We start from the raw sequence: 11,274 nt of genomic DNA on the forward strand, positions 1-11,274 counted from the left end.
CGGCCGTCTCTCATCCGACGCACCGCGACGAGGATCAGCCCATGCGCAGCCGGCACCACCGCCCGCTGCCGGATGGCCGCCTGCGGCGGAGGACGCGAAGGTCATCCAGTGGGCCGGCGGCGGGGCGGTGGTGGCGACGAAAGGGTACGGGCTGTGCGCACGCCGAGAGCGCTGAGTGACCGCGCGCAGGGGTGTGCGGTTGCCTTACGGCGTGTAGACGGCGTCGCTGCCGTACAGCTCCCTGGTGAACGCGGAGACATCGGCGCCGCGATTGGCGCCGTCGAGGTTGTACGTCAGATAGACGCCGTAGCCCTCGCTGACGGTGCGGCGGGCGAGGCTTGCGGCCGTGCTCTGTGAGGTCCGGCCGATCTCGACAGCCGCCGGGGACAGCTTCGACTTGGGCAGTGCCACGCCGGGGACCTGCCAGGAGCCGTAGTACGGGTTCCAGGCGTAGTCGAACTTGGACGAGATGTCGACGCCGCCGTAGGACAGGCGCGACGCGGCCGGGCCGATGTTGTAAAGGCTGATGATCTTGTCCGGCATGTTCGCGCGCAGCGCCGTCACCAGGTGCACGAACGAGCTGTCGTTGGGCTGGCCTGTGCCGTTGTTGCCGTAGTCGGCGTACTCGTCATCGAAGTCGATGCCGTCGAGGCCGTACTTGGCCACGGTGTCCGACAGTGTTTTGGCGAACCCCGAAGCCGCTTGCTGGGACGGGAAGTTGGCGAAGCCCGCGCCCTCATGGTTGCCGAGCACCGAGAGGACGACCTTGATGCCCTTCTGCTGCAACGGCCGTATCTCCGTGGCGGCGTTGTCGAGGACGCGCTGCACGTTCTCGTTGAAGTGCAGGTACGCCGACTTCGTCCCCGTGTCGTAGTTGATGTTCGCCGCGAAGATCACGGCGACGTCGAAGACGTTGCCGCCGCCGTTGGCGAGGGTGTACTTGCCCACGTTCCGCATGCTGTTGTTGTTCACCTCGACGTACGCCACCGAGGTCGGCCCCTGTTTCGCGGGAGCGGGAGCGGGGGCCGCTGCCGTGCCGGTCGCGGCGGTCGCGGCGGTCCCGCCGAAGGCTAAGGCCGCGACGGCCGTGAGCGCGAACGCGGCCGTCCTTACTCTGCTCCGTACCAGACTGAACATCGTTGACCGGTCTCCCCTCGCATGGGTCGGTGTCCGACCCTGACTGAAGGTGTCTTCCGCTGTTTGCGGAACACCCTTGCCGTTCCGTGGAGTTATCAATTCCGAATCCTTGAAATGCTACTTCAGTGGAGTCAAACTTCCCCCACTCTCACGGGAGTTCGCATGCGCCCTATCCGCGCACGCAGACCACTGACGTCTCTTCTCACCGCGATGGCGGCGGTCTGCCTCGCCGTCACCGCGGCCCCCGCCGCGCAGGCTGTTCCGACCGGGGCGGAGGCGGCCGGAAAGTACATCGCGCTCGGCGACTCGTACGCCGTCGCGCCCGGCACCCGAACCTATGACGACCCGAACGACGCCTGCCGGCGCGGACCGCTGTCCTACCCCCGGCTGTGGGCGGCGCAGCACACCTCGTACTCCTTCGTGGAGGCGTCCTGCTCCGGGGCGACCGCCGCGGAGGTCAAGAGCCGGCAGGTGCCTCAGCTCAGCGCGGACGCGACGCTGGTGACGGTGCAGGCCGGCGGGAACGACGTGGGCTTCGTCAACGTTCTGCAGAACTGCATCCTCACCCTGGACGACAAGGACTGCGTCGCCGGGGTGGATGCCGCGAAGGCGGCGGCGACCGGTGTCCTGCCGGGCACGCTGGCCGACACCTACGCGGCCATCAAGGGGGCAGCCCCGGGCGCCAGGGTGGTCGTGGTGGGGTATCCCCGGCTGTACAAGATCGGCGGAAGCTGCGGCATCCTCGGGCTGAGCGACACGGAGCGCAGCGCGCTGAACTCGGCGGCCGACGTCCTCGACACCGTCCTCGCCCAGCAGGCCGCGAACGCGGGCTTCACCTTCCTCGACCCGCGGCCGGCCTTCGACCCGCACACCATCTGCTCGGGGAACACCACCTGGGTGACGAGCCTTGAGTGGGACAAGCTGAACGAGTCGTACCACCCGAACCAGGCCGGGCACCGCGACGGCTACCTGCCCGCCCTGAACGACATCACGGGCTGACGGTAGGGATCGACGGGCCCGTCAGGGCACGGACGGACCGGGAGACGGTGGCTGGATCCGACGGATCCGGCCACCGTTCGCATACGGCCCCGGGGCGCCTCGTCCGTTCCGGGCCCCGGGGCGCCTCGTCCGTTCCGGGCCCCGGGCCGGCTCGTCTCTTCCGGGCCCCGGGCCACCCTCACTTCCGGGCCCCGGCCACCGTCACTTCCCGGGCCCGGAGCGCTCGTTCACAGCGTCAGTTGCGCGTCCGGGCCCGGCGGCCGGTCGTCCACGGCGGGTACGAGCATCTGGGAGGCGGCGAGTTCGCGGTAGAGGGTGTCGGCGCCGACCAGGTCGTCGTGGGAGCCCGCGGCGCGAATCCCGCCGTCCTCCAGGACGATGATCTGCTCCGCGTCGGTGACCGTGGACAGGCGGTGGGCGATCAGGATGACGGTGCAGCGGCGCGCGGCCTGGTCCACCGCTTCCCGCAGGGCCTGTTCGTTGCTGGCGTCGAGCTGGGCGGTGGCCTCGTCGAGCAGCAGTACCTCGGGCCTGCGCAGCAGGGCACGCGCGATGGCGAGGCGCTGGCGCTCCCCGCCGGAGAGGGTGACGCCGCGGTTGCCGACCTCGGTGTCCAGGCCGTCGGGCAGCCTGGCGATCAGGGAGTCGAGCCGGGTCAGGCGCAGTACCTCGGCGATGTCCTCGTCGCCGGCGCCGGTCGCGGCGTAGCGGAGGTTGTCGCCGAGGGTGCCCGCCATCACCGGGGACTCCTGCTCGACGTAGGCGATGCGTTGGCGGACCTCGGCGCGGGACATGAGGGCGATGTCCTGGCCGCCGATCCGGATGGCGCCCGCCCGCGGTTCGTAGAAGCGCTGGAGCAGCGCGAACATCGTGGTCTTGCCGGCGCCGGAGAGGCCGACCAGTGCGGTACGGGTGGCGCCGGGCACGGTGAAGCTGATGCCGCGCAGGGCCGGCCCGCGCCCCGGGTAGGCGAAGTGGACGCCGTCGAACTCGACCGGTGGCGCCGGTGTCGACCGCGCGGTGTGCGGGGCCGCCCGCTCGGGCAGGTCCACGTCGTCCTCGGCCGGCAGGTGCTTGACCTGCTCGATGCGGACGATGGCGCCGAGGCCCTGCTGGAGCATGCCGAGGCCGCCGAGGAGCGAGGCGATCGGGCTGGCCAGGTAGAAGACGTAGAGCAGGAAGGCGATGAGCTGGGAGGCGTCGAGGTCCCCGGAGGCCACCAGGGCGCCGCCGACGCCGAGCACCGCCAGGAAGGCCGCCTGGATGGCGACGCCGGAGAGGACCTGGACCAGGGCGACATACTTGGCGCCGGTCAGACCCGCCTGGTACGCCTCCTGGACGGCGGCCTCGGCGCGGGCGGTCTCCCGGGTTTCGGCGCCGTTGGCCTTGACGGTGCGGGCGGCGCCGAGTGAGCGGTCCAGGGCTGCACCGATGGCGCCGACGGAGCTCTGGGCGCGGGCGACGGCCTCGCGGATGCGGGGCAGGATCAGTCCGAGGAGTGCTCCGGTGCCGAGCAGGACCGCGAGGGTGACGCCGAGCAGGCCGAGGTGGACCGTGCCCATCAGGACGATGGCGCCGACGACGGTGAGCAGCCCATTGGTGATCATGACCAGGCCCTGGGTGGCGGCGTTCTGCACCAGGGCGCTGTCGGAGGTGACCCGGGCGACCAGATCGCCGGGTGGACGGCGGTCCAGCTCGGGGATCTTCAGCCGGATGAGGCGGAAGACGAGGTCGCGGCGGATGGAGCGGACGACCTGCTCCGAGGTGCGCTGCTGCCACCAGGACTGGAGTCCGGTCAGGACGGCGCCCGCCACCACCAGGACGCTGAGCACAATGAGCGACCCGGTGACCACCGTGTCGTCGGCCAGGGCGTCCAGGACCGACCGCGCCACCAGCGGCTGGACGAGCCCGCAGCCGCTGGCGGCCAGGGCGAGCAGGAGCGAGCCGAGGAGGACGAACCGGTACGGGCGGGCCTGCTGGAGCAGGGCCCGCAGCGGGCGGATACCGGGGGCCGGCGGCTCGTCGGACGCGGGGCTCGGCGCCTGCGGCGGAGGCATCGGATGGGCTGTGGTCATGGGGTGCTCCGGGATGGGGGATGCGTTCAGCGGCCTGCGGATGCCACCGGGTGCGCCGTGACGAGCTGTTCGAGGTGGTCGGCCGCGGCGCGCCGGCCGCCCGCGACGCGCATCGACCTGCCGATGGCCGCCGCCGCGGTGCGGTGCCCGCCGGTGTCGTCCAGGACCGTGCGCAGCGCCTCGGCGAGCTTCGGCGCGTCCACCCGTCCGAAGCGCACCCTGATACCGGCGCCCGCCTCGGCCACCTGGCGCGCCACGATCGGCTGGTCGTCCCGGATCGGGGCGACCACCAGCGGCAGCCCGTGCCAGAGGGCCTCGCAGACGGTGTTGTGGCCGCCGTGGCTGACGACCGCCCTGGCCCGGCCGAGCAGTTCGAGCTGGGGGACGTAGGGGCGCACCAGGATGCCGGGCGGCGGGTCGGTGAGTTGGCCGCCGGGGTCCGCGACGACGCCCTGCACCCGGTCGGCGAGCAGGTCCAGCGCTCCGGCGGCCTCGTGGAGGAAGCGCGCGCCGGCGTCGGTGTTGGCGGTACCGAGCGAGACGAAGACCAGGTCACGGGAGGGGTCGAGGGCCTGCCAGGGGAAGTCCGGGTCGCCGGGCCGGTCGGCGATGGCCGGGCCGACCAGGTGGACCCGCTCCCAGGGCAGGGTGCCGTCGCCGACGAGTTCCCGGCCGGTGAAGGCGAGGACGCCGTACGGGGAGAAGCGTGGGTCGTGGGTGGCGGCCGGGTCGCCGATCGCCTCCCGCAGTGCGTCCAGCCGACCGGTCAGCCAGGCGGCCACCTTGGGCAGATCGGCCAGCGGGTCGATGAGTTCGGCCGAGGTACTGGCCGAGGTGAAGTACGGGACGCCGAGGCGTTCGCACACCAGGGCGCCGGCCACCGCGTGCTGGTCGGTGACGACCGCGTCCGGGCGAAAGGCGTGCATCGCGCTCGCCACGGCGGGCGCCATCGCCTCGGCGAGCGGGATGAAGAAGACCTCCCAGAGGAAGCGGAAGGCGGCCGGTCCGGTCAGGGTCGGCGGGCGGACCAGTTCGCCGGCTTCGGGGAGAGCGCATTCGTGGACGGCGGCGGCGGGTCCGGCCGCGTCGCGGATGCGGTCGGCGTAGCCGCACCACGCGACCTCGTGGCCGCGGGCGGTCAGTTCGGCCGCCACCGCGACGAGCGGGTTGATGTGCCCGGTCAGTGGCGGTGCGACCAGGAGGAAGCGGCTCATCCGACGGCTCCGGCCCAGGCGCCCGACCGGCGCGCGTGGTGCTCGCGCACCCAGTCCAGGACCAGGTCACGGGTGCGGCCGGGCTGTTCGACCAGGACCGAGTGGCCCTGGTCCGGGAGGACCACGGTGCGGCACTGTGCGACCTTGGCCTCCAGCTCCGGCACCTGGGCGCTGAGCCCGGAGTCGGCGCCGAAGACGGCGAGCAGCGGGCAGCGCAGCGCGGACAGGTCGTCGTCGATGAGCCGCCCGGCCGGGACGTCCTCGGCCAGCGTGGTGGTCTGCAGAATGCGCGCGGCCGTGCGGGAGAGCCGGGCGGTGTGCGCCCCGTAGCGCTCCTTGATCCACTCAATGGCCTGGTCGTGGACCAGGTCACGGCGGGCGTGCGCCAGGCCGTCCGCGATGTGGGTGGCCCAGGTGGCCACCGGCGGCTCGGACTCGATCATGGTGAGGGTGGCGGTGCGGTCCGGATGCCAGGCGGCGAACCCCGCGGCGACGGTGCCGCCGAAGGAGTTGCCGACCAGGTGCACCGGGCGGTGCTCGCCCAGGGCGTCCAGGAGCAGTGCCAGGTCCTCGACGAAGTGCTCCAGGCGGTAGCCGGTGGGCGGCCGGTCGGTGCGGCCGTGCCCGCGCAGGTCGTACATCACGGTGTCCATGCCCGCCGCGGACAGCGCCGGGCCGAGGGTGAAGTAGTAGCTGGCGAGCGAGTCCGTGAGCAGACCGTGCACGAGGACGACCACCGGGGGCTCGCCCTCGCCGGCCGCGCCCGCTCGCAGCTCCTGCACATGGGTGGTGATGTCGCCGGTGGGTGTCTTCGCCATCCGGTCAGCTCTCCTCGGTGGCGCGGAGCGAGGCGGTGACGTAGTCGGCGAGCTGACCCACGGTCAGCGCGATGATCTCGTCGAGTTCCAGGTCCGCGATGAACAGGGCGAGGTTGACGCGCTCGCCGTACTGCTCGCGCAGGAGGCCGGCGAGGGTGACCAGGTCGATGCTCTCCAGCTCCAGGTCGTCGTGGAAAAGCGTCTCGCGGCTGATCTCGGCGTCCTCCAGACCGGCGTCGGGCAGCTCGCGCAGCGTCGCGGCGATCTGTGCGAGGACGGTGTCCTCGTCGATGCTGAGGGCCGTGGGGGTGGCCGCCTCACTGGTCATGCTGGCTCTCCTGACTGACTGGCTCGGCGCCGCCCGTGGTCCAGGCGACGACATAGTTCCGTTCGGGCAGCCCCGCGGGGGCCGCCACCTGATCGCAGCGCACTTCCCAGGCGCGGCCCGCGTGTTCCACCCGCAGCAGGTCGGGACGGGCGGCGGTGACCCGGTACTCCTGAGGTCGTCCGCGCAGCCCCGTACCGCGCTCCTTCGCGACGGCTTCCTTCGCCGCCCAGAAACGGGTGAACCACAGGTCTTCGCTCTCGTCGCCCGCGGCGACGGTACGGGCGAGGAGTGCGCGCTCCTCGGGGCCGCAGGCCGCCGCGACGGTGGCGGCGGGCCGGGCGGTGACCTCTTCGAGGTCGATGCCGCAGGGTCCGCGGCGGGCCAGGGCGACCGCCGCCTCGGCGCTGTGCGCGAGGGAGACCGTCAGGCGCGGACCGATGGCACGGCCGTGCACACCGGTCACCACGGGCCGGCCGGCCGCGTCGTTGTGCAGGGCGATCTCGGCCGGGTAGATGTCGCCCGCGCCCTCCGCCCAGAGCAGCCTGCGGACCGCGTCCTTGGCGGCGATCCGGCCGAGCAGGTGGCGGCGCTTACGGGTCGGGGGCTGGCCGGCGTAGCGGTCGCGTTCGGCGCCGCCGAGCACATTGCGCATGATCAGGTCGCGGGTGGCGAGATCGGGCCAGCGCTCGTGGGCCAGGCTCCATCCCCCGGTGCGCTCCTCGGAGAGCGTGTTCCGGCCGGGAAAGCGGTCCATCAGCCGCAGGCCGGGGTCGGTGTCGAAGCGCCGGTCGGTCCAGCCCGTGCATTCGGCCCAGACGCGGCCCGCGTGGACGAGCTGCATATCGGCGGTGAGGGTGGTGGGGGTGACCTCTCGGATACGGATATGGCAGTCCAGGGCGGTGCCGGCGGCCGGTTCGGGGCCGTGGAAGTCGATCCGGGCCATGCCGACCGGGAAGACCGTGGTGCGTTCGGTGAGGGTGGCCATGATCCAGTAGCCGAGGAGCTGGCCGACGTTGTCGAGGAGCGCGCCGGGTGGTCCGGGCGCGGTGAGGACGCCGCGCACATGCCGTTCACCGATCGCGGTGAGTTCGGTGACGCCCTGGAAGGCGGGGCCGTGGAACATCCACCGCTCGGTGTAGAGCTGTTCGGCGGCCAGTTCGGGGACCCGTTCGCAGGCCGGGTCCGCCGGCCACACGGCGGGCGGGGTCCCGGGGCCCGAGGCGAACTGGACCTCGGCGCCCGCGAAGCCGGTGAGCCCGACCTCGACCCGGTCCGGGGCCGAGCGGCGCACCGCGACGGGCACGTCACGGGCGGGCATGGCCTCGATCCACTTCTGGAGCCGCACGTTGTGCACGGCCACCACCCGCTGTTCCCGCCGTCCCCGCTCTCTGGGCATCGCCTCTTCCGCGATACGGACGAGGTGGTCGATGACGGTGGTCGCGGGCACGATCGGCCACCGGTCGGCCTCGTCGGGCCAGCCGGGCCGTTGACGGAAGAAGCAGTGGTCGCGGAGGTACGGCATCCGGTCCACGTCGATCCGCAGGGTGGCGGGGACGGTCGCGAGGCCGTCGGCGCCGCTGGAGCGGTTCGGGGTGCCGGAACCGCTCGGGGTGCCCAAGCCATTCGGACGGCCGGACCCGTCCGGGCCGACCGCGTGGCCCAGGGCCCGCGGTGCGGCCGGTGGCGGTGCGACGGCAGCGGATCGCGGGGTCGGCGGCCGGTGACGCGCCGGGACACGGGGGCCGCGGCGCTGCCCCAGCGCGTCGAGGAGTTCCGCGGCGACGGCGGTGGTGTCGGTGAGCAGCGCGGAGAACTCGGCGGCCACCGGGTGGTGTCCGCCGGCGCGGCCGGGCCGGTCGAGCGCGTCGGCGTGGGTCTCGGTCCGGGCGGCCGGGACAGCCGGGCGCAGGGGCCGCGCGGTGGGGTCCGGTGTCGCGACGAGGAGACCGTGCCCGGCCGCGGGAAGGGAGACCAGGGCGCCGCCGAGGTCGAGCTTCATCCCGGCGCGGCGTACCGGGCGGACGCTCGAACTCGCCCGGCCGGCAGGCGGGTTGAGCGGGGTGACGTCCGGGTCGGCGCCCTCCGTCCACAGCGCGGTCGTCACCCGGCGGAGCTGGGCGAGGCTGTCGCGGGAGGTGGAGTGCGCGGGCACCACCAGGCGATCACGGCCCGCGAGGGTGTCGTCGATGAGGGAGCCGAGCTGGCCCGCGCCCAGGGTCAGGAAGGCCCGGAACCCCGCCTCGTACATCCGCAGGACGAGTTCGCGGAAGCGGACCGGTTCGAGCAGATGGCGTACGAACAGCTCGCGGACCGCCTCCGGTTGGGCCGGGAAGGGGGCGGCAACGGTCGCGGACCACAGGGCGGTGTGCGGCGGGTGCAGGGTGTACCGCTCGGCCGCCGTGCGGATCGGGTCCAGGTAGGGGGCGAGCATCGGGGTGTGGAAGCCGGAGCGGAAGGGCAGCACCTGCGCGATGACGCCCTGCGTGCGGAAGTCGGCCACCAGGTCGGCGACGGCCTCCTCTGGTCCGCAGATCATCGACTGGTTGGGGGCGTTGTCGTGGCTGAGGACCACGTCCTCGCGGCCGTCGAGCCGGTCGAGTACCCGGTCGGCGGCGGTGCCGAGGACGGCGAAGGCCAGGCCGGGCACCCGCAGCGCGTCCGGGTCGAAGCCGGCCAGGAAGGCGTCCACCTCCTCGGAGGTGTGCACCCCGGCCGCCGCCATCGCGGTCCACTCCCCCACGCTGTGCCCGGCCACGGCGTCGGGCGCCACGTCCAGGCGGCGCAGCGCGGTGTCGAGCAGCCGGCCCAGTTGGAAGACGGCGGCGCCGTGCCGGCCCACGTCGCCGACCTCGGCCTCCTCGTCGTAGGACCAGTCCAGGCCGAGCCGGGCGGCGAGTTCGTCGACCTTGGGGGTGAACTCGGCTTCCAGGCCCGGGAAGACGAAGGCGGTGCGCCCACCGGCCGGGCCGAGCACCGGGCGCGGGGTGAACCACACATCGCCACGCCCGCGCCAGGGCTCGCCCTTGCCGACCGCCCGGCGTGCCATTTTCAGGCGGCGTGCCGTGGGGTCGACGATGCCGAGCCGCACCGGGCCCGCGGCGGGCGAGCCCGTCTCGGGCAGGCTCGCGGCGAGCACCGCGCCGTCCTCGGCGTCGAGCCGGGCGGCCAGTTCCTCGGGGGTCCGGGCGGCCAGCCGCAGCACGCGCTCCGGCTCACCGACGGTCACCCGGGGGCGGCGGCCACGGACCGCGGCGGGCTGTTCGAGTATCACGTGCGCGTTGATGCCTCCGAAGCCGAAGGCGTTGACCGCGGCCCGACGCGGGGCGCCGCCCGCGACCTCGTCCCAGGGGCGGGCGGTGGCGAGCGTGGTGAACCGGGTGGCTTCGAGGGCGGGGTTGGGGTCGTCGCAGTGCAGGGTGGGCGGCAGCGTCTCGTGGTGCAGGGCGAGCGCCGCCTTGATCAGACCGGCCACGCCGGCGGCCGGCATGGTGTGCCCGATCTGCGACTTCACCGAGCCGATGACGGCGCGCCCGGCGGTCGCGGGGCCGAACACCTCGGCCACCGTCCGAAGTTCGGCCCCGTCCCCGGCGGCCGTCGCGGTGCCGTGCGCCTCGAGGAGCTGGAGCGCGTCGGCGGCGCGCGGGTCGAGCCCGGCGGCCTCCCACGCCTGGCGGACGGCACGGGCCTGACCGCCCGGGTCGGGGTTGAACAGGCTCCCCGAGCGGCCGTCGCTGGCCACTCCGGTGCCGCGGATCACCGCGTAGATCCGGTCCCCGTCGCGCCGCGCGTCCGCCAGCCGCTTGAGGACGACCACGCCGGTGCCCTCGCCGATCAGGACGCCGTCGGCGTCCCGGTGCAGCGGGCGGATGCGCTCGCTCGGGGACAGCGCGCCGAGCTGGCTGAAGACGCTCCACAGGGTGAGGTCGTGGCAGTGGTGCACCCCGCCCGCGAGCATCACGTCGCACCGCCGGGAGGTGAGTTCGCGTACCGCGTGGTCCACGGCGACCAGCGAGGAGGCGCAGGCGGCGTCCACGGTGTAGGCGGGTCCGCGCAGATCGAGCCGGTTGGCGACGCGGGAGGCGACCAGATTGGGCACCAGGCCGATCGCGGACTCCGGCTCCTCGGGTCCGAGCCGTTCGCAGAACCCGGCGCGCACCGATTCCAGTTGGGCTTCGTCGAGTTGCGGGGCCAGCTCGCGCAGGGTGTGCACGAGCTGGTTGGCGGTGCGGACCCGCTGGTCCAGGCGGACCAGGCCCGGCGTGAGGTAACCGCCGCGGCCGAGTACGATCCCGGCGCGTTCGCGGCGTGCGGGCAGGACGGACTCGCCGCCCGCGTCCTGAAGGGAGCGGTACGCCACGTCGAGCGCGATGAGCTGGTCCGGGTCGGTGGCGGGCACCGACTTCGGCATGATCCCGAAGCGCGTCGGGTCGAACTCGGCGCCGCTGTCGACGAATCCGCCGCGACGGCAGTAGAAGCGGTCACTGCGCCGCCCGGCGGCCGGGTCCCTCGCCGCGGTCGGGTCGTAGAAGAGCGGGTCCCAGCGGTCGGCGGGCACCTCGGTGATCGCGTCCACACCGGCGGCGATGTTGTGCCAGTAGGCGGCCAGATCGGGGGCACCGGGGAGGAAGACCTCCATGCCGACGACGGCGACCGGCTCACCCTGCGCCTCGGGCCCGCCGAGGGGTACGGGGGTGGGCATCGCG

General features: G+C 73.4%; 7 protein-coding genes. 1 reads left to right on the forward strand and 6 read right to left on the reverse strand.

Features of this window, described 5'->3' with window-relative positions:
* Positions 1 to 204: 204 nt before the first annotated feature.
* The gene (locus STRVI_RS29340; protein ID WP_014059248.1) at positions 205 to 1,137 is read right to left on the reverse strand and encodes an endo-beta-N-acetylglucosaminidase H; all 933 of its coding nucleotides are present in this window, start codon (positions 1,135 to 1,137) and stop codon (positions 205 to 207) included.
* A 162-nt stretch (positions 1,138 to 1,299) separates the two neighbouring features.
* On the opposite strand from STRVI_RS29340, the gene STRVI_RS29345 reads away from it, so the two are divergent.
* The gene (locus STRVI_RS29345) at positions 1,300 to 2,136 is read left to right on the forward strand and encodes an SGNH/GDSL hydrolase family protein (protein ID WP_014059249.1); all 837 of its coding nucleotides are present in this window, start codon (positions 1,300 to 1,302) and stop codon (positions 2,134 to 2,136) included.
* Between the two features lie 227 nt (positions 2,137 to 2,363).
* On the opposite strand, the gene STRVI_RS29350 is transcribed toward STRVI_RS29345, so the two are convergent.
* The 5 genes from STRVI_RS29350 to STRVI_RS29370 are packed head-to-tail and all read right to left on the reverse strand — an operon-like array spanning position 2,364 to position 11,270.
* A complete protein-coding gene (locus STRVI_RS29350; RefSeq protein ID WP_014059250.1) occupies positions 2,364 to 4,211 on the reverse strand; it encodes an ABC transporter ATP-binding protein in 1,848 nt (615 codons plus the stop codon).
* Between the two features lie 26 nt (positions 4,212 to 4,237).
* Positions 4,238 to 5,425 carry a glycosyltransferase gene (locus STRVI_RS29355; RefSeq protein ID WP_014059251.1) on the reverse strand — a complete coding sequence of 396 codons (1,188 nt, stop codon included), beginning with the start codon at positions 5,423 to 5,425 and terminating at the stop codon, positions 4,238 to 4,240.
* Positions 5,422 to 6,243, reverse strand: coding sequence for an alpha/beta fold hydrolase (locus tag STRVI_RS29360; RefSeq protein WP_014059252.1), 822 nt, complete (start codon positions 6,241 to 6,243; stop codon positions 5,422 to 5,424). Before STRVI_RS29360 ends, STRVI_RS29355 begins: the two co-directional genes overlap by 4 nt.
* A gap of 4 nt (positions 6,244 to 6,247) precedes the next feature.
* A complete protein-coding gene (locus STRVI_RS29365; protein ID WP_014059253.1) occupies positions 6,248 to 6,571 on the reverse strand; it encodes an acyl carrier protein in 324 nt (107 codons plus the stop codon).
* On the reverse strand, positions 6,561 to 11,270 hold the full coding sequence (locus tag STRVI_RS29370) for a type I polyketide synthase (RefSeq protein WP_014059254.1): 4,710 nt from the start codon (positions 11,268 to 11,270) through the stop codon (positions 6,561 to 6,563). The genes STRVI_RS29365 and STRVI_RS29370 overlap by 11 nt, the downstream gene beginning before the upstream one ends.
* Positions 11,271 to 11,274 lie beyond the last annotated feature (4 nt).

Origin of the sequence: Streptomyces violaceusniger Tu 4113, assembly GCF_000147815.2 — a bacterium.
Lineage (GTDB): Bacteria > Actinomycetota > Actinomycetes > Streptomycetales > Streptomycetaceae > Streptomyces > Streptomyces violaceusniger_A.

Excerpts from the sequence above, each read along its gene's own strand:
- STRVI_RS29345 (WP_014059249.1), top strand. The coding sequence starts at position 1,300 with ATGCGCCCTATCCGCGCACGCAGACCACTGACGTCTCTTCTCACCGCG.
- STRVI_RS29365 (WP_014059253.1), bottom strand. The coding sequence starts at position 6,571 with ATGACCAGTGAGGCGGCCACCCCCACGGCCCTCAGCATCGACGAGGAC.
- STRVI_RS29360 (WP_014059252.1), bottom strand. The coding sequence starts at position 6,243 with ATGGCGAAGACACCCACCGGCGACATCACCACCCATGTGCAGGAGCTG.
- STRVI_RS29355 (WP_014059251.1), bottom strand. The coding sequence starts at position 5,425 with ATGAGCCGCTTCCTCCTGGTCGCACCGCCACTGACCGGGCACATCAAC.
- STRVI_RS29340 (WP_014059248.1), bottom strand. The coding sequence starts at position 1,137 with ATGTTCAGTCTGGTACGGAGCAGAGTAAGGACGGCCGCGTTCGCGCTC.
- STRVI_RS29350 (WP_014059250.1), bottom strand. The coding sequence starts at position 4,211 with ATGACCACAGCCCATCCGATGCCTCCGCCGCAGGCGCCGAGCCCCGCG.
- STRVI_RS29370 (WP_014059254.1), bottom strand. The coding sequence starts at position 11,270 with ATGCCCACCCCCGTACCCCTCGGCGGGCCCGAGGCGCAGGGTGAGCCG.